Source organism: Bacillus sp. FSL K6-2971, from assembly GCF_038006405.1.
Classification (GTDB): Bacteria; Bacillota; Bacilli; order Bacillales; family Bacillaceae; genus Bacillus; species Bacillus pumilus.
The window spans coordinates 2,693,358-2,718,602 of the sequence record NZ_JBBOVD010000001.1 but is presented as its reverse complement, the minus strand read 5'-3'; the positions used below and the strand labels follow the sequence as shown (position 1 = coordinate 2,718,602).

23 protein-coding genes and 1 pseudogene are annotated in these 25,245 nt (G+C 38.7%); 23 read left to right on the top strand and 1 reads right to left on the bottom strand.

Annotated elements, in window-relative coordinates:
* Positions 1–49 precede the first annotated feature (49 nt).
* The 20 genes and pseudogenes from MHI33_RS14490 (at position 50) to MHI33_RS14395 (ending at position 20,016) form a co-directional block, all read left to right on the top strand.
* Entirely contained in the window at positions 50–1,213 is a 1,164-nt protein-coding gene (locus tag MHI33_RS14490) for an acyl-CoA dehydrogenase family protein (protein WP_065098488.1), read from the top strand.
* A gap of 171 nt (positions 1,214–1,384) precedes the next feature.
* Positions 1,385–2,128 (top strand): annotated as a pseudogene (blaBPU, locus tag MHI33_RS14485) (BPU family class D beta-lactamase).
* A gap of 167 nt (positions 2,129–2,295) precedes the next feature.
* Positions 2,296–9,300 carry a DNRLRE domain-containing protein gene (locus tag MHI33_RS14480; RefSeq protein ID WP_340912142.1) on the top strand — a complete coding sequence of 2,335 codons (7,005 nt, stop codon included), beginning with the start codon at positions 2,296–2,298 and terminating at the stop codon, positions 9,298–9,300.
* Between the two features lie 12 nt (positions 9,301–9,312).
* Positions 9,313–10,161 carry a hypothetical protein gene (locus tag MHI33_RS14475; RefSeq protein WP_065098486.1) on the top strand — a complete coding sequence of 283 codons (849 nt, stop codon included), beginning with the start codon at positions 9,313–9,315 and terminating at the stop codon, positions 10,159–10,161.
* A 691-nt stretch (positions 10,162–10,852) separates the two neighbouring features.
* Positions 10,853–11,509 carry a hypothetical protein gene (locus MHI33_RS14470; protein WP_265208145.1) on the top strand — a complete coding sequence of 219 codons (657 nt, stop codon included), beginning with the start codon at positions 10,853–10,855 and terminating at the stop codon, positions 11,507–11,509.
* A gap of 73 nt (positions 11,510–11,582) precedes the next feature.
* The gene (locus MHI33_RS14465; protein ID WP_340912137.1) at positions 11,583–11,864 is read left to right on the top strand and encodes a hypothetical protein; all 282 of its coding nucleotides are present in this window, start codon (positions 11,583–11,585) and stop codon (positions 11,862–11,864) included.
* A gap of 132 nt (positions 11,865–11,996) precedes the next feature.
* Positions 11,997–12,332, top strand: coding sequence for a hypothetical protein (locus MHI33_RS14460; RefSeq protein WP_340912134.1), 336 nt, complete (start codon positions 11,997–11,999; stop codon positions 12,330–12,332).
* A 47-nt stretch (positions 12,333–12,379) separates the two neighbouring features.
* The gene (locus tag MHI33_RS14455; protein ID WP_065098483.1) at positions 12,380–12,622 is read left to right on the top strand and encodes a DNA-binding protein; all 243 of its coding nucleotides are present in this window, start codon (positions 12,380–12,382) and stop codon (positions 12,620–12,622) included.
* A 70-nt stretch (positions 12,623–12,692) separates the two neighbouring features.
* Positions 12,693–13,070, top strand: a complete 378-nt coding sequence (locus MHI33_RS14450) for a DUF2750 domain-containing protein (RefSeq protein WP_065098482.1) — start codon at positions 12,693–12,695, stop codon at positions 13,068–13,070.
* 24 nt (positions 13,071–13,094) lie between these two features.
* A complete protein-coding gene (locus MHI33_RS14445; protein WP_065098481.1) occupies positions 13,095–13,715 on the top strand; it encodes a hypothetical protein in 621 nt (206 codons plus the stop codon).
* 64 nt (positions 13,716–13,779) lie between these two features.
* Entirely contained in the window at positions 13,780–14,385 is a 606-nt protein-coding gene (locus tag MHI33_RS14440; protein WP_065098480.1) for a hypothetical protein, read from the top strand.
* Between the two features lie 159 nt (positions 14,386–14,544).
* Positions 14,545–15,021 carry a hypothetical protein gene (locus tag MHI33_RS14435; protein WP_065098479.1) on the top strand — a complete coding sequence of 159 codons (477 nt, stop codon included), beginning with the start codon at positions 14,545–14,547 and terminating at the stop codon, positions 15,019–15,021.
* A gap of 60 nt (positions 15,022–15,081) precedes the next feature.
* The gene (locus MHI33_RS14430) at positions 15,082–15,480 is read left to right on the top strand and encodes a YxiG family protein (protein WP_065098478.1); all 399 of its coding nucleotides are present in this window, start codon (positions 15,082–15,084) and stop codon (positions 15,478–15,480) included.
* Between the two features lie 59 nt (positions 15,481–15,539).
* Entirely contained in the window at positions 15,540–15,887 is a 348-nt protein-coding gene (locus MHI33_RS14425; RefSeq protein ID WP_340912128.1) for a YxiJ family protein, read from the top strand.
* 18 nt (positions 15,888–15,905) lie between these two features.
* On the top strand, positions 15,906–16,283 hold the full coding sequence (locus tag MHI33_RS14420; protein ID WP_065098476.1) for a hypothetical protein: 378 nt from the start codon (positions 15,906–15,908) through the stop codon (positions 16,281–16,283).
* Positions 16,284–16,336: 53 nt separating this feature from the next.
* Complete coding sequence (locus tag MHI33_RS14415; protein ID WP_065098475.1) at positions 16,337–17,206, top strand: alpha/beta hydrolase; 870 nt, start codon at positions 16,337–16,339, stop codon at positions 17,204–17,206.
* A 75-nt stretch (positions 17,207–17,281) separates the two neighbouring features.
* Entirely contained in the window at positions 17,282–17,638 is a 357-nt protein-coding gene (locus MHI33_RS14410; RefSeq protein WP_065098474.1) for a winged helix-turn-helix transcriptional regulator, read from the top strand.
* A 325-nt stretch (positions 17,639–17,963) separates the two neighbouring features.
* Positions 17,964–18,596 carry a 3-hexulose-6-phosphate synthase gene (hxlA, locus tag MHI33_RS14405; protein WP_003216301.1) on the top strand — a complete coding sequence of 211 codons (633 nt, stop codon included), beginning with the start codon at positions 17,964–17,966 and terminating at the stop codon, positions 18,594–18,596.
* Entirely contained in the window at positions 18,593–19,150 is a 558-nt protein-coding gene (hxlB, locus tag MHI33_RS14400) for a 6-phospho-3-hexuloisomerase (protein ID WP_065098472.1), read from the top strand. Before hxlA ends, hxlB begins: the two co-directional genes overlap by 4 nt.
* Positions 19,151–19,290: 140 nt before the next feature.
* Entirely contained in the window at positions 19,291–20,016 is a 726-nt protein-coding gene (locus MHI33_RS14395; protein ID WP_065098471.1) for a DsbA family oxidoreductase, read from the top strand.
* A gap of 33 nt (positions 20,017–20,049) precedes the next feature.
* Here MHI33_RS14395 and MHI33_RS14390 read toward each other — a convergent pair whose 3' ends face one another.
* Positions 20,050–21,150: a GntR family transcriptional regulator gene (locus MHI33_RS14390; RefSeq protein ID WP_065098470.1), complete on the bottom strand. Its 1,101-nt coding sequence runs from the start codon at positions 21,148–21,150 to the stop codon at positions 20,050–20,052.
* A 273-nt stretch (positions 21,151–21,423) separates the two neighbouring features.
* Here MHI33_RS14390 and MHI33_RS14385 point away from each other — a divergent pair, with 273 nt between their 5' ends.
* Genes MHI33_RS14385 through araA form a run of 3 tightly spaced genes read left to right on the top strand, consistent with a single transcriptional unit; the run spans position 21,424 to position 25,186 of the window.
* Positions 21,424–23,049: a xylulokinase gene (locus MHI33_RS14385; protein WP_106066931.1), complete on the top strand. Its 1,626-nt coding sequence runs from the start codon at positions 21,424–21,426 to the stop codon at positions 23,047–23,049.
* On the top strand, positions 23,043–23,747 hold the full coding sequence (locus tag MHI33_RS14380; protein WP_065098468.1) for an L-ribulose-5-phosphate 4-epimerase: 705 nt from the start codon (positions 23,043–23,045) through the stop codon (positions 23,745–23,747). The genes MHI33_RS14385 and MHI33_RS14380 overlap by 7 nt, the downstream gene beginning before the upstream one ends.
* Positions 23,748–23,764: 17 nt before the next feature.
* Positions 23,765–25,186, top strand: a complete 1,422-nt coding sequence (araA, locus tag MHI33_RS14375; protein WP_340912122.1) for an L-arabinose isomerase — start codon at positions 23,765–23,767, stop codon at positions 25,184–25,186.
* Positions 25,187–25,245 lie beyond the last annotated feature (59 nt).

The following is a 25,245-nucleotide window of genomic DNA, read 5'->3' as shown; positions in this document are numbered from 1 at the left end:
GAAAAATCAGATATGATAGATTGTGAGATATAGAGGAGTTGGATACGTTTTGTCTAAAGCATTATTTGTCGATACCGATTTTCAAAAAACATGGCTCAATCAACTAGAATCTCTTCGTGAAACGATCGAACAAACGGCAAAAGAACATGATGAAGGCGCTTATTTTCCTGAAAAAAATATTGAATCATTAATAGAGATGGGCTATACAACGTTGTCTCTTCCTGCTGAATACGGAGGCGGAGGTCAATCTGTGAAGGATATGGTTCTGTTTCAAGAGACGCTTGGCAGTATGGACGGAGCGACTGCCTTATCAATCGGCTGGCACCAAGGGGTTGTAGGCGAAATTTACGAAAAGAAACAATGGAATGAGCAGCAGCTACAATTCTTTGCGGAAGAAGTGAAGAAGGGCGCCCTTGTCAACCGTGCCGTGAGCGAGGCGCAGACAGGCAGTCCAACAAGAGGCGGGAAGCCTGGGACAACAGCCACTAGATCAGGTAATGAGTGGATCATCAATGGACGTAAAATTTTCACAACGATGTCACCAGCACTTACATACTTTTTAGTCGGCGTATGGATCGAGGAAAAAGAGGCGATGGGATTCTTCTTAATTCATCGAGACACAGAAGGTGTTTCAATAGAAGAAACGTGGAATGTTGTGGGCATGAGAGGAACTGAAAGTCATGATTTAATCTTAGATCAGGTGAAGGTTTCAGATGACATGCTTGTTGAGGTACAAAAAGGGCCGCGGGGTGGTATGCTAAATCCTTGGATTGCACATATTCCGTCCTGCTATTTAGGCATTGCACAAGCAGCAAGAGACTATGCTGTTCAATATGCCATCACCCATTCACCGAATAGCATCAACGGCACAATTAGTGACCTGCCAAATGTCCAAACACTGATTGGTGAAATTGACTTACTATTAAAACAAGCACGCCACGTTATCTACTCAACGACCACATTGTATGAAAAACCAGAGAAAAGAGAGCTGTTAATCAATGAATTTGGTGCTGTGAAGCATACCGTCGTTAATCATAGTTTGCAAGTTGTCGATAAAGCTATGCGTTTAGTCGGCGCGAAAAGCTTAAGTCTAGACTGTCCACTGCAGCGTTACTATCGAGATATTCGTGCCGGGCTCCATAACCCGCCAATGGACGATATGACGATATCAAAAATCGCGAAGCAGGCCATTCAAGAGAAAAAAGAGAGCTAATATACAGCAAAAAGCCGGATATAAACCGGCTTTTTTTATTTGAAAGAAAAGAGGACAAGCGTACCTTATGTCCCATCGCTTAAGCATGCTACAATCATGGCAATCATGAGAAAAGGAGCGGTTGTCTTGAAGAAAAAGTATATAAAATGGTTGTTTTCTGGCATCGTGCTGATGGCACTTTGTATCAGCCAGTCGTCATCAACTGAAGCAAGATCACCAGCGTGGTCAGTAGATGAATTCTTTAAAAATCGGGAAGGCACGTTTGTGATTCAAGAAGTAAAAGAAAAGTCCCCTTGGGTGTATAACAAAAAAAGAGCGAAAGAGCGCTTTGCGCCCCAATCGACATTTAAGGTAGCAAATGCCTTAATCGGACTCCAAACGGGCGCAGTGAGAGATGAATACGACATCAAATATTGGGATGGTGTAAAAAGAGAAATTGACAGCTGGAATAGGGATCATACATTAGGATCTGGGATGAGAGATTCAGTCGTCTGGTACTATCAAGCCATGGCGCGTGACATTGGAGAAGAACGAATGACTCGTTGGGTGAAAGCCATTCATTATGGGAACGAAGACATATCTGGCGGAATCGATCAATTTTGGTTAAGCAGTACCCTGCGAATTTCTCCTATCGAACAAGTTCGTTTCCTCAAACAACTATATGAAGAAACTCTTCCATTTGACCTAAAGACCATGAGAACAGTCAAACGAATGATGGTACAAGAAGAAGAGAAACACGCCACCCTTTACTGAAAAACAGGCTCCGGCTCAGGCATCGGCTGGTACGTAGGCTTTATCAAACATGAAAACAAAACCTACATCTTCGCCACAAATATCGAAGGCACCGGAATAGAAGCAAAAGACATCACCTATCGCATTTTGAAAAAATATCATTTGATTGAAGCATCCGTTTAGGGTGCTTTTTTTATGTGAAAAAGGGGATATATTGATAAGTTGATGATATATGGTTTAGTTTGAAAGAATGATATATTTATAGAAATATATTGAAGTATCATTTTGAATGTATTATTATATATGGCGTAATGTTACAAATGTTACAAATATATGATAAGGAGATTAATATGAACCTAAAAAGAAAAGTAAATTGGAAAAGAAATATTGCAGCACTACTAGCGTTTGTGATGATTTTATCAATGTTTCCTACTGATATTTTTGCAGAAGGACATGACAAAAATACAAAATCAAGTCATAACAGCTTAGAAGAATTAGATAATTCAAAAGCTCTGGAAATGGCAGGTATTGACGAAAATGAAATTGGAAAGGATGGAGAAGTTCTTTCAAAAAGAACAGAAAACAGCAAGCTTTTTTATGAAGGAGAGGGTGTATTTACACAAGAGGTTTATCCTGATCCTATTCATATAAAAGAGGCTCCAGATGCTGAGTGGGAGGACATCTCTCCAGAATTAAAGACGATCTCGAAAAAAGAAATAGAAACAGAAAATGCGAAATTAGAAACAACTTTTCAAAAGCAAATGAAACAAGGACTATATGCAACATTTGAACACAAGAAGCATCAAATTGAATTTTCAATTTTAAACGCTTCAGGGAAAAACAAATCAGAAATCAATTCCAAAGATACCTCTGCACAATTTAAAGAGAACACCAACGAGCTTACATATGAAGAGGTATTTCCAAATATAGATTTACGATCATTTACCTTTAATGAAAACAACAAAGAAGATATTGTACTCAATCAATATGATGGCTACAATTCATTTACATTTAAAATAAAGACTGATCTAACTGGGGAAATTGAGGAAGACGGTTCTATTACATTTTATGATCAGAAAAAACGGACCATTTTTCAAGTCCCTAAACCGTTTATGACGGATTCTAATTTAGATGAAAAGTCAGGTGAAGTGGCTCGCTCAGAAGATGTGAGCTTTAAACTAGAAAAAGAAGACGATGGTTATTTACTTCGTGTGACAGCAGATGAAAAATGGCTCAAAGATCCTGAACGAGTTTATCCTGTGTCTATCGATCCTTCGACTTCTTTATCTGTGTCAGCAGACACATTTATCATGAGTAAGTACCCAACAACAAATTATTCATCCTCTACGCAAAAATGGGATGCTAAACTTAAAAGTTATGTACTCAAAACAGGTTATTACGATAAAACAACTGGTACAAACTATGCGTTTATGAAGTTTAATTCATTCAAGCCGATTCAAAATATGAATGTAACAAAAGCGACGCTTAAAACATATGTTGCTCATTCATATTACGGGACGAAGGCTACTGGTCTTTGGCTGGATACAGTGAATGCCAACTATGACCATACAAAACTAACATGGAACAATAAACCAAGCTCCAAAAACATCGGCAAAGCCAATGTATATAAAGGACAATGGGCGAGCTATGATGTGACATCGACCATCAAAGCTTGGAATAGTGGGACAGCCAACTATGGATTTAAATTACATGCGAATGGAAATAAACAAGACCATTGGAAAAAACTGATCTCATCAACAAACTCAACCAAAAAACCAGTCATTGAAGTAACGTATACCATTCCACAGGCAAATGCACCAACTGTAAAAGGTTTTAGTAATGGAAATGGAACAGGTTACTTCAATTTAAGTTGGAAAAAGGTGTCTGGTGCTAAAGGCTATAAAGTATGGCTATATAACGGAAAAGAGTATGAAGCCATTTCAGTTGGAAATGTAGCATCATGGAGTACAAAAGGAAAAAATATATGGCCGACAGCAAGCGAGATTGCAGCTAAAAAATATAAACTTCATTTAGATGGAAAAGGTGGCACTGAATTAGCAGTTGATCCTTCTCCAGTTTACAAAAACTCAGGCGGCAATTATGCGACAAGTAAAAATTATTGGGTAGCTGTAAGTGCAATTTTTGACCAAGGTGAAGGCGCAATGTCAGCAAAAGTAAAACCTGTCGTGCCAAATGTAGCTAGAGCGAAAGCACCTAGTACAAAAGGCTTCAATAATAACAACGCAACAGGTTACTTTGATCTTTCTTGGAATTCAGTTTCCGGTGCGACCGGTTATAAATTACAAATGTTTAATGGGAAAAGCTACGAGACATTGGATCTTGGGAATCAAACATCATGGTCAACAAAAGGGAAAAAAGTATGGCCGACAGTTGCTGAGATCAAAGCAGGTAAATATGCATTGCACCTCAAAGATGGCAAAGGGGCGGAGCTTCCAATTCATCCTGGTGCGACTTACAAAAATGCTGGAGGAGATGCGGCTCAAAAACATTATTCCTTCAGAGTGATTGCCTACAATAAAGATGGAGAAGCTATTGCTTCACCGCCAGCTGGACCAACTTTACCTGATTTATCTAGACCGAAAGCTTTATCTGGATATGCTTATACCAATACAAAAGAGAGCCAAACAGGTTATTTCAATTTACATTGGGACAAAGTGAAAAATGCAAAAGGATATAAAATTAACATCTATAATGGTAAGGCATATCAATCATTTGATGTGGGTGATGTCGATCACTGGACAACACAAAACAAGAATATTTGGCCGACTCCTACTGAAGTTAAAAGTGGGAAATATGTGCTTCATACAGATGGAAAGGGCGGAGAATTAGCGCTAGACCCATCACCAGTATATGAAAATGCGAATGGAAATTATAAAGGACGCAAGAACTACTCCTTTACCCTTTCCGCCTACGATGCAAATGGAGAAACCATTCCGACACCAGCCTTTAACCCGACATTCCATGAAGGGGCCGAATTTCTTGGAACAGAGGATTACTGGTCGATTATTGATATACCAGACGGTCAGCTTAATGGTGCAACTGGTAATGTCATTGTCAGTGAAGAAGAAATGTCGATTGATGGAAGAGGACCGGGACTTGGAATTGCTCGCACCTACAACAGTTTAGATGCAGCTGACCATCTGTTTGGTCAAGGGTGGTACGCAGATGTAGAAACAAGCATCACGCCAACAAAAGAAGGGGCCATCTATATTGATGAGGATGCCACAACTCATGTTTTTACAAAAAAAGCAGATGGTACGTATCAACCACCAACAGGTATTTTCCTTGAATTAACGGAATCAAAAGATGAATACATGTTAAAAACGAAGGATCAAACCTTTGCGCACTTTAGTAAAAACGGTGGGAAAATCACCAAGGTTGTAGATGGACATAAAAATACAACGACATACAAATATAACGAAAACAATCAGCTCACATCAATAGAAGATGCATCTGGCCGAAAAATAACAATGGAATATGATGAAGATGGTCATATCATCTCGGTTCAAGCACCAAAAGGAAAAAAGCTTTCATATAAGTATGATGCAGGCTTCCTAATGAAAGTCATTGATTCAGATGGAACGAGTATCTCATATGAATACGACAAAGAAGGCAGATTGATTAAACAATTCTCTCAAAACAGCACAGAAGATCAGCCTGTTTTTACAGAATACCAATATGAAAATCACCGTTTAGTCAAAGCGATCAATGCAAAAAAAGAAACCTTTGAGTACGCATATGATTTATCTAAAAAGACACTCATGCTGACGCAGCCAAACGGCCGGAAAATACAGTATACGTATAACGAAGCAGCCAACCCGATTCAAGTTGTAGATGATGCGGAAGGGCTTAAAATTACGACTAAAACGAAATATGAAGGAAACCAAATCGTAGAAGAAACTGACCCCAATGATGTAGAAAAAGGAAAAACTACAGAAAGCTATTCGTATGACAAAAATGGCAACGTCATTCAGGCGAAAGATGCTTACGGGACAGAAACCTACGAGTATAACAAAAATAATGATGTCACTAAAGTGAAAGATACAGAAGGGGATATTACAGATATCGCCTACGATGGATTAGATGCTGTATCTGAGACAGATCAAAGTGGAAATATGTCTTCAGCAAGCATTTATGACTCGTACGGGAATTTGGTACAAACGAGTAAAGAACTTGCTGCAGGTGCGAGTATATTGAAAAATGGCAGTTTTGAAGATACGCTAACTGGCTGGAAGCTTACAGCATCTAAGGATGACGGGAAATTAGCGCAAACAGCTGGAAAAAGTGGTGTGTTATCTGGTAATCGAGTGTTAGAGATCAGTTCACAATCCACAACGGAAGGAACCGAACTTGGCTATTCTTCTGCTACTCAAGAAGTAATACTAGAGCCAAATACGACGTATACACTGAGTGGAAAAATAAAGACAGAGCTAACGAAAGCAAGAGCATTTTTTAACATTGATTTAAGAGATACAAATAATAAGCGAATTCAATGGATCAGCAATGGCTACAGCACATTATCAGGCAAAAACGATTGGACAAAACGCCAAGTCACGTTTACGACGCCATCTCATGCAGGCAAAGCTGTGATCTATATGGAAGTGGATCATCGAGATAAGGCTGGAAAAGGAAAAGCTTGGTTCGATGAGATTCAGCTAGAAAAAGGCGAAGTTTCATCAAGTTATAATCCAGTAAAAAATAATTCCTTTACGGATAAAACAACAAGCTGGAGTGGGTCAGGTGGTTCATTAGATAATGAAGAAGGCTTTAACGATGACGTTTCGTTAAAAATGACAAGAACCTCTTCAACTCAAGCAAATGCCATCTATAAACAATCTGTACCGATTGAACAAAGTGCGAATGATCAATCTGTGTATGTCACATTGACTGGGATGTCTAAGGCTGAAAGTGTCAAAGCCTCAAATGAAAATGATTACTCACTTCAAGCGTCCGTCACGTATACAGATGGCACAACAGGAACGTTTAATGCGAAATTCCCAACCGGTACACAAGAGTGGAACCGAGCAGCGGTTGTCATACCAAAAACAAAACCATTGAAAAAAGTCGACGTTCAGATTGTTTTCCAAAAAAGCGCGACTGGAACGGTTTGGTTTGATGATATCCGTCTAGTAGAAGGTAGTCTTTTAACGAAAACCACTTACGACGAGAAAGGGAACTATGCTGTTAAAGAAGAGGATGAGCTTGGTTACTCATCTCAATCTACCTACGACGAAACGGGCAAAAAGCTTTCTGAAACCGACGCGAAAGGCGAAAAAACAACATTCGAATATGACCAGGCTGATCAGCTGAAGAAAATCACTTTGTCTAACGGGACATCCATTGTGAGAACGTATGATAAAGAGGGCAATGAACAGTCGAAAACCATTCGTGCAGAGTCAGATCAGACGTATCAATTTGAATACGACCTTATGGGCAAATTGACAAAAACCATTGATCCATTAGGAAATGTGTTAAAAAGTGAATATGATGCGAATAGCAACTTAATCAAAACCATTTCTGCTAATGGACATGAAGTGTCTCTCACGTATGATGGAACAGACCGAGTGAAATCCAAGTCATACAATGGGACAGAAAAATATCACTTTAGCTATGATAAAAACGGGAACGAAACAACGGTTGTCAACAAAGAACAAAACACAACCAAAAACAGAACGTTCGACCAACAAAACCGCATCACAAAGTTAACGGAGCGCAGCAGCAGCCAAACTTGGACGTATCCAACCAATTCAGATAAACTGAAATACTTTGAGTGGACACACGGAAATCAAAAAGGAACGAACCAATTCAGTTATAATAAGCTTGATCAAATGACGCAGATGAAGGATTCGAGTTCTACGTATTCGTTTGATTATGATGAAAACGGAAATGTCCAGTCCTTTATTACAGGTAACGGCAGTGGTGCTAGCTTTGCTTATGATGAGCGCAACTTAATCAATGATTTGCACATTGGAACAAGCCAAGGCACGACGATCTTAAACGAAGCTTACGAATATGATCAAAATGGAAACAGAATAACGGTTGATCAAGGAAGCAACGGGAAGATTCGTTATGAATATGGAAAATTAGATCAATTGATCAAAGAAAGTCATCCAGATGGCACGGTCATTGAGTACACATATGATGGGTTTGGAAACAGAAAAACAGTTACGACTGAAAAAAATGGCACTAAAAAAACAATCAACGCATCATTCAACATCATGAACCAACTGACAAAGGTAAATGATGAGACTTTAACTTATGACAAAAATGGCAACCGAACGTCTGACGGACAATTCCTTTATGAATGGGATGCAGAAGATAACATAACGGCCATCACGAAAAAAGGCGAAGACAAGCCACTTGTCACTTACAAATATGATGAGCGTGGATACAGAATTCAAAAAACAGTGAATGGAAAAGTCACCAATTACTTTTATGACGGCGACAGCCTGAATGTTTTATATGAAACAGATGGAGACAACAAAGTCACAAAATTATACACATACGGTGACAGTGGACAACTCCTTGCATTCACACAAAACGAGAAAAAATATTTCTATCACTACAATGCACACGGTGATGTCATAGCCATCACAAATAGTGCAGGAAAAATCGCCGCTGAGTACGAATACGATACATGGGGCGTTCCAACAAAAGTAAAAGAAGATGAAGAAGTAAAAGGAAACCCATATCGCTATGCTGGTTACCGCTTCGACGAAGAAACAGGACTTTACTATTTAATCGCCCGATACTATGAACCAAAAAACGGCGTATTCTTATCACTTGACCCAGACCCAGGAAGCGATGGAGATTCACTAGATCAAAACGGATATACCTATGGAAACAACAACCCAGTCATGAATGTGGACCCAGACGGCCATTGGGTATGGTTTGTTGTCAATGCAGGATTTGCGGCATATGATGGATACAAAGCACATAAATCAGGAAAAAATTGGAAAGGCGTGGCGGCTGCAACCGTATCAGGATTTTTGGGTGGTGGAAAATTAAAGGGAGCGAAAAGGGCTTATAATTTTACGAAAAGTAGCGGAAAACGAAAAGTAAAGAGTGTTGATTGGGACCATATCAAATCAGGTCACTCTGCAAAATCTAAAAAGAAAAATAAGGGAAAATTTAGAAGTAATAAAACATTAAAAAGAACTACACGGGATACCTTGAAGACGGGAAAGGCTAGAGCTGGGAATAAACCTGGCTCAACAGTTTATGAGAAAACTTATAAAAAATATGTTGGTGTCAATGGGAAAGGAAAAAAAACAAAGAGAGTTAGAGTGGTAGTCCAAAAAGATGGTACTTTAAGAACAAGCTTTCCATATTAGGAGTTGAGATTATTGATAAGTAAAATAACTACAGAGAAAGTAATTGATTTTCCAAAAGAAGATCTAATTTATTTTAATGTTGGAAGAGATGAGAAAATATATAAGGTATTTCTTATTGATGATCAACTAATACTTCAAGTAGTCAAGGATCATATTATTATAATGAATAAATCATTAAATGAACTTGATTCTGATAGCTATATTTATTTAATACAAGAAATAAACGATACCATTGTCATTGTGTTTGAACAAGATTATATATGTAAAATAAATTTTTTAGATTTAAAACAAAATAATATGGTAGAAATATGTTCATTTTTACTAGGTGTCAATACATTTCATCTGGATGAAAATGGATTATTATGGATTGGTATGTCAGAAGAGGGGATATTTGATGAATTAAATCCTAAGGGTAAAGGAATTTACTGTATTAACTTAATTATAGGAGAAATGTTATTTGAGGAAGAATTTAAAGGGATAATGTATGAATGCTCTTCAATACAAACTCTAGGTTCAGAACTATACACTAGCTATGAAGAAGAGCAAACAATTGTTATTTCAACTTTTTCTTACGATTTAAACCCTGAAAATCAGTCATGTCAAAAAAAGAAAATGTACCACCTAGATAGAAAAGAATACAGGTACTGTGACCAACTATATGTTTCTGAGAGTCAAATCTTGTTATTTAATAATATGGAAAATAAACAGTATGCTTTTAAAATAGTTGACGATGAAATGTTTATTATGAAATTATTTTTAGATGGAATTGATCCCTCACAGTGTGATCCTACTTACAAAGTAGTTGGAGAATATCTTTATATTTTGGTAGAAAATAAGCTATATAGAAGTAAATTAATTTAGTAGTAAGAATGTCATGAATTACTTTTAGTATTAAATTTAAAACCCTCTCTAGGAATTAGGGAGGGTTTTATACTGGAGGAAAAGTTGAAGAAAGTTAAATTAAACACGCTGACCAAAGAATCTATCGCAGATATCGAAAAGAGATATCAAATATCGCACTGAATCTAGTGAAAGAAAAACAAGCAAAATTTAAAGATTTAGGTTTACGATCAATGCTGAATTTGGACGATTCGTATATGGAAAAAAATCTAGAGGGAGAGAAATTCAAGTCTCAGATTGTTTTACAGCAGGTTATCATTCATCCATATATTTTTCAGTAGATTATCTAAATGGCGAAGAGTTTCATGATGGTGAAGAAGGTGATCAAGGTTATTGTATAGACCATCTTGATATTTGGATTTGTGTATCCAATAATCTCGTGAGCAAAAAAGGATATTTAATAGAATTTGAAAATGAAGCAGATTTGCGGGGAATGATTTTACCATTAATTGATGAACTTTATGAAGAAGCAACAGAAATTCTTCAATTTCTAAGCAGCTAGGATTTTTTCAACCGGTCTAAAAGGAAGAGAAATGGTGCTTCAATGGGAACAAGATAAAGAAGAGCATTTGCAGTAAAGAAAGCAAAGGAATAAAATAAGCAAACATTCAAGGCCAAGGTGATTAAAATTTTATTAGGAGACTTATAAGAAGTGTATTTGAAAAATATACAATTAATGTCAGATGACGATCGTGGAATTTTAGCTAGTCAATCCCTTTGTATGACTGAAATGTTTTTATATGAATTAGAAAAGAAATTTCAAACGAAAGATTGTGAGGCTATTGTTTTGATATGTGGATCTTTTAAAGACTACAAATTAATTAGTACCTCAAAAGAAGAACCTAACATGCTATTTTTAAAAAATACGTATGAGCTAGAAGTACCCTTTTGTTACAGTGAATTTGAAAATGCAATAAATAAGAAAAAAATCTTAGCAGAGATTTTGGAAAATGGGATGCTCTATCTGTGTGAACTAAAAAAATGGGGCAGTCAGCTAGTCAAAGCGACATTTAAGAAAATGAAAGAGAAGGAATATAAAGCGGAGATTAAAGGGAAAACAAAACTAAGTCCCGATAAAAAAAAGAAAGCTCACCCACTTATCGAATTAGATTTAAATCAGTTTACTCTTTATCTTGTAGTTGAAGATAATAAACGAAATATCTTAGATAAAAAATTAATTGCTGAAACCGATACCTACTTAGAAGAAATTTCTTATCATATGAGAGAGCTTAAATGGTTAACGGATCATGAAGTGGCACTTTTCAAACGTGCAAATAAAACAGTTTATACAAGTATACGTTTATCGTGATAAAGCGAAATGAGAATAGCATACATAACACTTGATGAAATAAAGAACGCAATATATAAAGAGTGTATTCTAAATGGGCTTTTGGGAAGAAGAACATAAGAAAAAGAACATCATGATTGGTGATGACGGACTAGATATTTTTGAAGAAGCGATCGAACAATTCTATGAAATGACTGAGGAACATTTGGAAAGAAAGCCAACGATTGATGAGACGCTTTTGACAATCATGACGGTCTTAAACAATGGAGGCAGTCACTATTTTGATGATTTAAATGAGAAAGAAGTAATGGATATTAAAGTAACAACTAAAAAAGCAAAAACTTTATCTAAAATAGAACCATTGAACTCCCATTAGAGGACATTGGAAAAATGAGCTATGCTTTAATCATTTCAGGTGAGGGAAAAAAGCAATATGATGATATTTTAATTCAATACTATGATTTATTCGTTGATGAAAGAATAGAAAAAAAAAGAGTTAAAACAATTGATGAAAAAAGAGAATGGGCTATTTGTTGCAAATTCAGGTTTGACAGGCTTTTTAAATGGTTCATGGAAAGTCATCACAAAAATAAATCAAGATTTTATAAAAGAAGAGGATCTACAAAATCTGAAATTCGTGGAATACCGAGATGGAAATTATTACGTGAGCGAGGGAAAAGAAGGTTCCATTGCACCTGTTATGGACTTAGAGATTGCTGATTCAACAACGGCTAAAATGATATTTAACCCGATTGGTATACTTAGCGAATACACTATTAAAAGCATTCTTTCTTTATATTTTAAAGGTATGTCAATGGAGGATATTATCAAATATGAAATATAGGCAGTTTACAACGTGAAGTGAGTGTTGAGTAAGGAATGATGTAATTAATGGACGAACTAAAAATGCTAGACTGTTTAAATAAAATACGAAAAGTCTTAGAGGGGACGATTACCAGAGAACAAGTATCTGATTGGGCTGAAATTTACATTTCTGCAGACGATCCAGAAATAGCCGATGATCAAGTTTGGGATATGTTGATTCTTTTGAGTGGAATTGATTTGAAAGATTCACCTCATTCTTACTTGCATTGTGCAGATGATTTGAATGACTGGATAGAAAAGTACCAATAGTTCCTATATATCAGCTTGCTATATTCTTATGGCTAAGGCTCAATCTAAATAAAAGGAGTGACGCTTGTCCATGCATCCGAAAGAATTAGAAACCACCATCCAATTACCTGCGAAAAAACGTTATGACTATTTCATCAAAAAGATTGTTGATTTTGAAGAGGTTTGGTCATTAAGAAACGAGAAGGGATGGGTGATGTCAGAGGATGAATATGGTGTAACGCAGCTTCATTTTTGGCCGACAAAGGAGCATGCCGCTTATTGTTCGATTGAACCATGGGGAAAATCTATGCCAGAAATGATTGATTTAGACGATTTTATAGAAGAGTGGCTGCCGGGAATGATAGCAGATGGAATCAATCCGTCCATTTTCTATAATCGAAATGATTCGGTGTCAATTGAAATTCAAACATTAAAAGAAGATATAGAGGAAGAATTAAAAAATTACTAGTTCGACAAGAGTGGAGGTAGTTGTTTGAAACGGCTTGAAGACTTATTTATTCGTTCAGAAAAAGAATTCAAATTCTATAAGAATTTAGTAGACCATGTGTTTGACACAAATAAGATGCTGCCACAACAAGTCTTCCGGAAGACATTTGATTGTTTTTTGTTTCAAGAGTTTGATTGGGCATTGAGTGATGATATTTTACCAACCATAAAAGAGTTATCAGCTGTTACACAAGATAGAGAATTTTTGACTGCAGTCCTTCAACCAGATCCAGCCGAATATTATTTGAAGGAATTTGGGTATTATAATTGGCTGAAAGCGAGTGTGGATATTACAGGTGAGGATTATGTAAATGCACTATGGACGCACCCAAAAGAGTCAATAGCGGATGATATCATAACGAATTCATACATAGTGATCTGGTTATCGCATTCTTTGCAGTGGGCGATTTGGGCAGATAGAGATATGGAAATTTGTATCATTGGGATGGTATCAACAAAAGATTCTGTGCAAAATAGGTTATTAAAAGAAGGCTGGAAACCACTGAATCACCCTGTTTTAGCAAATTGGCTTGAAGGATTATTGAAGGATCAAAAAATATTCGATGACTATTTCACTCAAATGCTATCTCATTATGCGTCATGTTAAAGCGGTGAAATGGAGTATTAATGACTGATGATAGACCCATCCGAAGATATGAAAGGAGCGTAAAGTGAAACATTTGTTTATATCCGATCCAAAAGAACTTGAACATGTTTTATTGTTTGTTCATTCGCTCGTTCACAGTACAAAAACATTCCCTGATCAAGTGTTGAAAACGAACCCCCCTCATTATTTATTCGAAGAATTCCATTGGTTGTTATCAGATGATAGCTGGGAAATGTTAAAAGGTTTAGCTTTGAATCATCATGATGACTATATACTCATGGCTGTATTAGATGAGCAGAAGAGCATGGATGATTATTATCGTGATTTTGGTTATTATCCTTGGGTGAAAATCCCATTAAACCTCACGCCAAGTGATTACCTTGATCTCTTAACGGATTATCCGATAGAGAGTGTAAATGATAGCATGATGGATATTGCTTCACGTGTGATATGGGTTTCCCCTTCTGCAAAATGGATCATTTATGGCGAAAGAGGTTATGAGATAGGAGTATTAGCGATTCATCAATTAGAACAGATGAATAAACAATTGTTAAAAACGTGGAGAACTTTAGATGAGATTGTATTAGATTGGATTTCAGTTGTATTTCCGAATCAAAAACTTCCTGATGATTTTAGAAAAGAACTTATTCGAAATTATAAAACTAAATAATAAATTTTACATATATCTACATGTTCTATGTATTTGAAGATAAGGTTATTCATTGTAAATATAAACACGAACACTGACTGGAGATTATGGTCAGATTTTGATAGTGTAGAATATTTTTAGTTTCGTCTGATGTTTTAAATTGATGAGGTGGAGCAAGTAATGAGAATCGTATTAGCAAATGAGAAAAATTTATTCGAAGTAAATGAATTAATGAAGAAAATCAATTTAAACGTAGAAGAGTATCATTGGGTCATAAGTGATGTGACACTCACAATGCTTCATGATCGGCAAAATCAATCCCATTCAGAAGTAATGCCAGATTATACGGATTTTTTATTTCTGAAGGGTGAACATTTCAAAAAATTCTTACATGACTATTCCTATTCTTTTATTTTCGCTGTTTTGACCGCATTGCCTCGTCATGTAGATCATTTGAATATCAGTTCAATACCTCAAATTGAAGATAATGAACGATATTGGAACGTGAATTATACACCCGTTATTCCTCAAGCTGTGTTTGAAATCGGATTTTTTGATTCGACAGATGTTATTTTTACAGGAGATCAGAATATCTTAAGCAAATTTCGAAAAAAAGCGGACTTTATTTCATTTGAAGAATATTTACAAACTCCGTGACAAGATAAGAATAGAGTTCATCCTGAAAAAATAGGGGAATACGTTAGGGGAGTGAATGAGTTGTTTAGCAGTATAGAGAAATGGATCGATTATTTAGATGGTGTCTGTGATGTACTGGCACTCTCATTTGATTTTTTTAGTAAAGAACTAGTCATAAGCATTAGTATAACTGAAATAAATGATGCTCGGCATCATGAATTGCGATTTATGAATGTGGCAAGTCTTTATTATAATGGGGGTGAAGGTAATGATAGATTTGAAGAATTGATACAAGAAGAGATGAATTGGCAAATTTTCGAATGCAGTTACCATCCTCAAGGGATAGGGAACCTTAAAAATGAACTACTTGAAGAATTTGAAGCAAATGCAAATTTTCTATTTAACATCAATGGGATGTTACTCGCAATAGAATCGAAAAACGTATGTTTCGACTCACAGGAATTTATTTGCAGTGTATAGGAAGATCTCATTAGCGTCTAAATAAGAATTAAAAACATTCAGAGAATGGGGAAAGATCCATGAAAATCAGCCGTGATAAACAAGATTTATTCGATGATTTAAAACAACGTTATCAATACTTATTAGATTATGCTTATCCAGATGATATCGTCTCTTTTGAAGAGGAAACTGGTATATTTTTAGATGATTTTTATATGTTTTTTTCACTTGTTGCAGGCAGCTTAAGTTATGTGGTCGATCATAAACGAATACCGAAAAAACAGTTAAACGTGCTGCGTCAGTCATTTGAAGAGCAATATCCCCAAATCAAATCGTATCAACATATCCTTGAATCGTATCCTTTATTGCATTCCTATGTTCAATACCATGAAGAAACAAGAAAACGAATCATTGCACTTATACAATAACCTCTTGGAGGACAAACGATGACATGGTTTCTAAATGAAAAAATCCAGAAACAAATCCCTGATTTCAATATCAACCATCTAAAGCAAATCAATGAATTTCACTACTTTAAAGAGTATAATGAACATTACGACTTGATCAACTGTATTGTTCTACACATCCCATATGATTCCCCGAATCTGCAAGCAGACATTCATCTGAAATTCACCAATGTCTCTTCTGTTCAAATCAAAGATTTGGAGTTAACAAATGATGACTATATTTTATTGGACATTCAGCTTTTGGATAGAGGCTGGGAAAACATCAATTACTTTGTCGAAGACTATGAAGAACAGTATTTTTCTTTTTATTGTGAAACGGTTCAAGTCATACAAGTCGTTTCAAATGAATCGGGCTAGTCTCTCTACATATGTGCGAATCATGCTTCTCCATCCCAACATAGAAAGGTGCAATGACATTGAATCGAATGATGAAATGGTTTTTATTTGCGGCAGTCATCGCTGGCTTATTGGTATGTGCATTCTTTGTGTTCCGCTTCAACCAGCCTAAGCCGACGACAAACATCCATTATGCAGACACACAAAACAAACAGCAAACACTCGATATGTACATGCCAAAGGGCAAAGATGAAGACAAAAAGAAGAAGCACCCAGTCATGATCTATCTCCATGGCGGCGGCTGGACAGGCGGAGATAAGAATAGAGTTGCTTCAAAGGCGGATTATTTTACTGGTCAAGGGTATGTGTTTGTTTCGATGAATTACAGGCTTCACCCTGATGCCAACTATGAGCAGATGGCAGATGATACGGCAAACGCCATCAAATGGGTCAAGGATCATGCAGATGAGTATCAAATTGACTCATCAAAAATCAATGTCATGGGTCACTCAGCGGGCGGTCATTTGACAGCACTGGTGGCCACAGATTCGACTTACTTAAAGCGTGTGGGACTGTCGCCAAAAACGATCAATTCCATTGTTGTTCTAGACGGACCGTTAAACCTCAATCAATTTATACAAGCCATCCCATCGTACAAAAAAGTCTTTGGCAAACAAGAGGAGAATTGGACAAAGGCATCACCTGTCACTTATATGAATCAAAAGAATGTACCTCCAGTCTATTTGGTTACAGGCTGGCAAAATCCTGAGGTGTACCGATTTGCAGAAAAACTGAATCATGATAAAGGTTCTAAGTTTGTCTTTCGGGTCCATTCGCTGAGCCACAGTGACTTGAATAAATGGTTTGGATCAGACAGAGCGCCAAAAGAAGCACAAAAAATGACAGAGGCTGTCATGTCTTTTGTGAATAAACAGAATCAATAACGAAGACCGTATGCTCGACAATCTAATTTGCCGCAGTATATGATAAAGCGTAAATGGTTTGAACCAAAGGAGTGTATGTTGTTGTCATCACGTATGGAAAATAAAGTGTTCAATTGCGAAAAAGAGCTGACGCTGAATATTATCGGCGGTAAGTGGAAAATGCTGATTTTATGGCACCTTGGCAGAGAAGGGACAAAACGATTTGGTGAGCTAAAGTCGTTAATGCCTGGGATTACGCAAAGAATGCTTGTCAATCAGCTAAGAGAATTAGAGGAAGATCATATTGTGCATCGGGAGGTTTATCCTGTCGTTCCGCCAAAGGTTGAGTATTCACTCACAGAACTAGGAGAAAGCTTAATGCCGATTTTAGAGTCGATGTATGATTGGGGAAAACAGTATCTCGACAGCAATTTTTTAAAGGATGATAAATAGAAAGACTACCGTTGTAGACAAAGAGCTAAAATCACTTTATTTTAGCTCTTTGTCTTCTTTTCAGCGTGATTTGAAAACCTTTGCAGTATAGGAAAGGCGGCATCACAACATAGACCTGACACCGAATGCGAGGGTTTGTCCGCGCGCTGAGATACTGGTCGAAAGACAGTATCTTTTTTGTAACCATATGCGAAAAAGTATAGTATGTAAAAAAAAAGTGCGTACTTGGATTGCTTCCATCCTGTTGTTATACTCATTTCATCGTTCAAGAAGCCCTATTCACGGAGCTCTTGAAGATGAGATGAAAAAACGGGAGTGAATGTTCATGAAATTACAATTAGCATTAGATTTAGTGAATATACCAGAAGCGATTGAGCTGATCAAAGAAGTAGAAGGATCTATCGATGTAGTCGAAATTGGAACACCTGTTGTGATCAACGAAGGCTTGCGTGCCGTCAAAGAAGTCAAACAGGCATTTCCAAACTTACGTGTACTCGCCGATCTGAAAATTATGGATGCGGCCGGCTATGAAGTGCAGCAGGCATCCGAAGCTGGAGCAGATATCGTGACCATTCTTGCAGCGGCAGAAGATATGTCCATTCAAGGAGCGGTGAAAGAAGCGAAAGCAAGAGGGAAACAGATTTTAGTGGATATGATTGGTATCAAAGATATCGCTGGCCGGGCAAAAGAGCTGGATGAGCTAGGAGTCGATTATATTTGTGTACACACAGGCTATGACCTGCAAGCGGTTGGACAAAACTCATTTGCTGACCTTATGACCATTAAACAAGTCGTCAAACAAGCAAAAACAGCCATTGCAGGCGGAATTAAGCTTGATACGTTACCTGAAGTCGTGAAATTAAACCCTGATTTGATCATTGTCGGCGGCGGTATCGCAAGCCAGGACAATAAAGCAGAAGTGGCCGCACAAATGAAGCAGCTGATCGCACAATCATGAAGACCAGTGACTATGTAAAAGCCATTTTAAATGAGCTTTCTGAGCACTCGCCCGCTATTCAAGACGATCAAGCAGAGCGGCTTGTTTCAAGCCTTTTAACTGTAAGAAAGGTCTTTGTGGCAGGTGCTGGCAGGTCTGGTTTGATGGGAAAATCATTTGCCATGAGACTCTCGCATATTGGAGTCAAGGCTTATGTGGTCGGTGAGACCAATACACCTTCCTTTACTGAAGAAGATCTCTTGATTGTGGGGAGCGGATCTGGCCGAACAGAGACTTTGCTTGTCCTTGCAAAAAAGGCGAAAGCAATTGGCGGAAAAGTGGCAGCTTTCACGCTTTCTGCTGAGTCACCTCTAGCTGATCTATCGGATAAAGTCATCTTACTGTCAGGTGCACCAAAGGATCAACAGGAAGGAAGCCATCATACCATTCAGCCAATGGGCTCGCTATTTGAGCAAGCGCTACTTCTGACATACGATGCGGTCATTTTACGTTTAATGGAAATAAAAGAACTTGACACTCATAAAATGTACGGTCACCATGCCAATTTAGAATAGTCATTTTCAAAGCCTTTCCTTTCTTAAAAGGAGAGGTTTTTTCATTTCAATCAAGATCAGAATCTTGACATAACCGATTTGTTGTAACTATAATTGTTACATCGTTAAAGAAAAAGCGTAAACACGGAAGGAAGATGAAGATGAAAGTACAAATCTGGTCAGATATCGCCTGTCCTTTTTGTTATATAGGAAAAAAACAACTAGAAACAGCGCTTGAACAATTCCCTCAAAAGGAACAGGTAGAAATCGAGTTTAAAAGCTTTGAGCTTGATCCACATGCACCTGCTCAGGTCGATTTTGATGTCCATGATATGCTCGTCAAAAAATATGGGATGAGCCGCAGCCAGGCCATGGCGATGAATGAGCAGGTGAAGCAGGCCGGCAAAGAGAAAGGAATCGATTTTCAATTTGATCCACTCGTGTTGACAAACACCTTTGATGCCCACCAGCTGGCGCAATATGCTGGTCAAATGGGAAAAGGCGATTTCGTCATGGGAGAGCTGTTTCAAGCTTATTTCACAGATGGAAAGCATGTTGGTGATCGTCAAACCCTTTTAGATATTGCAAAAAAAGCAGGTCTTGATTTGCAGGAAGTACAGCAAGTTCTAGGCGGCGAAGAGTTTGCAGATCATGTCCGAAAAGACGAACAAGAAGCGAGACAGCTTGGTATCAATGCTGTTCCGTTTTTCTTGATCAATGGCAAATATTCAGTGGCAGGTGCACAGCCAGCCGATACCTTCCTGCGTGCACTTGAAACGGCTTGGACAGAAGAAGCAGCTCAAGCTGATAAAGCGGCTTCTAATTCATTTGAAGCAGCATGTGCAGATGGCGTATGCGCAGTGCCTGCCCCTAAAGAAGAGATCTAATCATATAAAAAATGAGCCTTCTCCAAAAAGGGCTCATTTTTTTCTTGCATTCATTTGTTTGATCGTTTCACCTGGAACCAATTCAGGTTCGTAAAAGGTTTGATGAGGGAGATTCTTCTTCCCTTGCACCTTTTTAATCATCCAGTCTGCTGCATCCCGGCCCATTTGCTCCTGAGGGTGCGTCAGTGTTGTCAGCTTCACATGGGCATTTTTCTGGGCAATATACGAATTATCCTGTCCAATAATGGAAAGATCCTCTGGAATGGACAGACCGATGTCACTGCATACATTGGCAACTTCTAATCCAACCTCATCGTTATAGCAAACAAGGGCAGTCAGCTCATGCTGATGCTTTAATAAGAAAGTTTTAATATCATCCCCCAAATGCTGCTTCGATTCTGTATCGAAAAAGAGGACGTGCTCAGGCAGGAAATTAAGCTTGGCTTCACCGAGCGCTTGAATATAGCCCTTCATTCGGTACTTTCCCTGTAAATCATCTGTTTTTGAGATCAGGCCGATTTGCTGATGTCCCGAGGTGATCAGCTCTTTTGTGGCTAAATAGCTGGACTTCACATCATCCAAACAGAGAAAAGGAACCTCTAACTGCTCATAATAGGCATTGATCATAATGAGCGGTACATCCTGTTCTTTAAAAGATAGGTAGTACGAGATGTTCGGGTTGTATAAATTGCTTTTCGTCGGCTCGACAATGAGTCCGTCCACACCAAAGGACAGCATCATTTCGAGCGCTTTTTTCTCCTGTTCTACATCATTATTCGTACTCGCCAGTAACAACGAATAGTTCTCTTCGTTTAATCGGCTTTCAATGCCTCGAATGATGGAAGGGAAAATGTAATCGGATATGTATGTCGTGATAACCCCAATCGTTTTCATATGCGCATGTCCCGCAGGCTTTGTTTGATATTGATTGGTCACAAATGTGCCTGAACCTTTCTCACTTCGCAAAAAACCTTCGCTCGACAATTCTAAGATGGCCTTTCGCACTGTATGCCTGCTCACTTGATACATCTCCTGCAGGCTTGATTCAGTTGGAATACGTTCCCCGATCCGGTAATCCCCTGTAAGTATTTTGCTTTTTATATCATCGATAATGATCTGGTACTTCTTTTTCATCGTTTCACTTCTTTCTCAGTTGATCATCTACTCGGATTGAGAAGAAATTGTATGGACATATTTTAACATGGTTGTCGAATCAAAAACAGGCGCTTTCCCTTTCTGACGTTCCAGCTTTAGAAAAGTGCAGGTTTTTGTCATATTTTGTATGTACAACTATATTTATTATTGACATATGTACGTACAAATATTATATTGTGAATGTGCACAGAGAATCAATGAATCTAGAAAATTAAAATTGAAACCGCTATCAATCATGGAGGTGAACGCAGAATGAATCATGAAAAGACGACCAAAGCCTTAAAAGAAGGACGGACATCTTTAGGGATTGAATTTGGTTCAACACGAATTAAAGCCATTTTAATAGATGAAGCGTTTCAGCCAATTGCCCAAGGTGCATTTGAGTGGGAAAGTTCTCTCCAGGAAGGAATTTGGACGTACAACTTAATTGATATCATTACAGGTCTTCAAGTAGCGTACCGAGAGATGAAAGAGCAAGTCGAGCAAAGGTATGGCGTGACCATTCAAACCATTGGCTCAATTGGGGTATCAGCTATGATGCATGGCTATGTGGCATGTGATCATACAGGAGAGGTCCTCGTTCCGTTTCGCACATGGCGGAACGCAACAACCATTGAGGCGAGTCAAAAACTGACGAATGTCTTCCAATTTCATATTCCAGAAAGATGGAGCATTGCCCATTTGTATCAAGCCATATTAGAAGAGGAAAAACATCTTTCCCGTTTAGAATATATGACCACTCTATCAGGATACATTCACTGGCTTTTAACAGGAAAGCAGGCCATTGGCATTGGGGATGCATCAGGCATGTTCCCAATTGATGAACAAACGAAAGATTACAATGAAGAAATGCTCCATCAATTTGAAGACTTGATCGCAGAAAAAGGCTATCCGTGGAAGCTCCGTCACCTTCTGCCGCATGTTTATTTAGCAGGCGAGGAGGCTGGCGTGTTAACGGCAGCAGGAGCAGCCATTTTAGATCAAGGCAAACACTTACAGCCAGGGATTCCATTTTGCCCCCCGGAAGGTGACGCCGGAACGGGCATGGTGGCAACAAACAGTGTAGAAAAACGGACAGGGAACATTTCAGTTGGGACATCTGTTTTTGCCATGATTGTGCTAGAGCAGGAGCTAAAGGGTGTGTATCCAGAAGTGGATATGGTCACAACGCCGGACGGACTGCCAGTTGCAATGGTTCATGCGAACAACTGTACAAGTGACTTAAATGCTTGGATGAATATCTTTAGAGAGGCATTTGACGCACTAGGCGTGCAAGTGTCGTCAGAAAAGGTATACGAAACCTTATTACAGCAGGCGTTAGAAGCAGATCGAGATGGCGGCGGGCTCTTAAGCTATGGCTATTATTCTGGTGAAAATATTACAAGACTGCCAGAAGGAAGACCTCTTTTTGTCAGATCAGCTGAAAGCCGCTTTAATCTGGCTAACTTCATGCGTACCCATCTTTTTTCTGCTTTTGGCGCAATGAAAATAGGGATGGACCGTTTAAAAGAACATGAACAGGTTGCGATTGATCGGTTATTAGGGCATGGAGGGTTATTTAAAACACCGCTCGTTGGTCAAAAAATGGTGGCAGCAGCGCTTGATACACCTGTATCAGTCGTTTCTACTGCGGGAGAAGGCGGTGCGTTTGGAATGGCTGTCCTCGCTTCCTATATGGTCCATCATCAAAAGCAAACATTGGCTGAATTTCTCACGCATCAAGTGTTTGCCCATACATCAGAAGAACTGATAGAACCCGATCCACTTGATGTCAAAGGCTTTGGCGAATTTTTAAAGCGCTATCAAGACGGCCTTCCGATTGAAGAGGCGGCAGTAGCATATCTGATGTCAAAGAAAGGAGTGACAACCGTATGTTAGAACGCTTAAAAGAAGAAGTATACGAAGCCAATTTAGATTTGCCGAAATACGGACTTGTGAAATTTACATGGGGTAATGTCAGTGCGTGTGATCGTGACAGCGGTCTATTCGTTATTAAGCCTAGCGGTATAGCGTATGACCAATTATCAGCAAAAGACATGGTTGTGGTCGACTTTGACGGTGAAGTAGTGGAAGGGGAATACAGCCCTTCATCAGATACTGCAACACATGCTGTCCTTTACAAACACTTTGAGGAAATTGGCGGTATATCACATAGCCATTCCATGTGGGCAACCGTTTGGGCGCAGGCAGGTCTCGATTTACAGGCAATGGGCACAACACATGCCGATACATTTTACGGCGCTGTTCCGTGTGCTCGATTTCTGACAGAAGAAGAAGTGAATCGTGGTTATGAGGTAGAAACGGGCCGGCTGATCATCGAAACGTTTGAGAAAAGAAACTTAGATGTGATGGCGGTGCCGGGTGTATTGCTTCAAGGCCACGGCCCATTTACGTGGGGGGAAGATGCAAAAAGTGCGGTCACAAACAGTGTGATTTTAGATGAAGTCGCCAAAATGAATTTGTTTGCAAAGCAATTAAATGAATACGCAGAACCTCTTCCGCAGCGAATTTTAGATAAACATTACTTAAGAAAACACGGAGAACATGCGTATTACGGACAAAAACCTTCAAGATAAAGAAAAGAGGGATATCTATGTTAACAAGTCAACATAAAGAATGCTGGTTTATTGTCGGATCACAGCATTTATACGGAGATGAAGCACTGCAGAAAGTAAAAGCAGATGCACAAAAAATGACGGATGCCTTAAATGAGAGTGGTTTACTTCCTTATCCAGTGATCCTTCAGGAGCTGGCTGTCAGCGCGGATCAAATCACAAAGCTGATGAAAGAGGTCAATTATCGTGATGAAGTTGTCGGCGTCATGACGTGGATGCATACATTTTCACCGGCAAAAATGTGGATACGCGGGACCAATCTTTTGCAGAAGCCTCTTTTGCATCTTGTCACACAGTATTATGAAAAAATTCCGTGGGACACGATCGATATGGACTATATGAATCTTCATCAATCTGCCCATGGAGACAGAGAATATGGCTATATCAATGCACGTTTAAATAAACAAAACCAAATTGTTGCCGGTCATTGGTCTAAGCCGGATGTGCAGCAACAAATCGCTGAATGGATGGACGTGGCAGCTGCCTATCATGAAAGCTTTCAGATTAAAGTGGCTAGGTTTGGTGACAACATGCGCCACGTGGCTGTAACAGAAGGCGATAAAATTGAAGCCCAGATTCAACTAGGATGGACCGTTGATTACTTTGGCATAGGCGATCTCGTCGAATATGTGAGTGCAGTAGAAGAAGCAGAGGTAGATGCATTATTTGCGGAATATTTAACGCAATATGATGTGGATTATGGAACGTATTCAGTTGAAGATTGGGAAAAAAGTGTCAAGGAGCAAGCCCGATATGAGATTGCCATCCAACGCTTTTTAGATGAAGGCGGCTACAATGCCTTTACGACGAACTTTGAAGATTTACATGGAATGAAGCAGCTGCCAGGGCTTGCGGTACAGCGGCTGATGGCAAAAGGGTATGGCTTTGCCGGGGAAGGCGATTGGAAAACGGCTGCGCTGGACCGGTTATTAAAGGTGATGAGTCATCATCAATCCACTGGTTTTATGGAGGACTACACGTATGAAATGACCTCTGGGCAGGAAGCAGTGCTGCAATCTCATATGTTAGAAGTAGATCCGGCGCTCGCCCATACGAAACCTGTCATTGTCGTATCTCCGCTTGGAATCGGAAACAGGGAAGATCCAGCTCGCCTTGTGTTTGATGGAAAAGCAGGGGAAGGTGTTGTTGTTTCTATTGCTGATTTTGGGACTCATTTCAAATGGCTCATACAAGAAGTCGAAGCCTTTGAGCCGGAGGAAGCAGCACCTCATTTACCGGTTGCACGTGTGCTCTGGAAAATCAAGCCGAATTTTCGGGACGGCGTCAAAGCATGGATTAAGCAAGGCGGGGGTCATCATACAGTCGTATCCCTCAATTTAACGGTTGATCAAATTGTTCATTTTGCAAAGCTTGTGAGTGCAGAGTATGTGGTTTTATAGAAGGGTGAAAGGTCTTCTACTGAGTGCAGTAGAAGCACGGGATGAAATGAAAGCGGTTA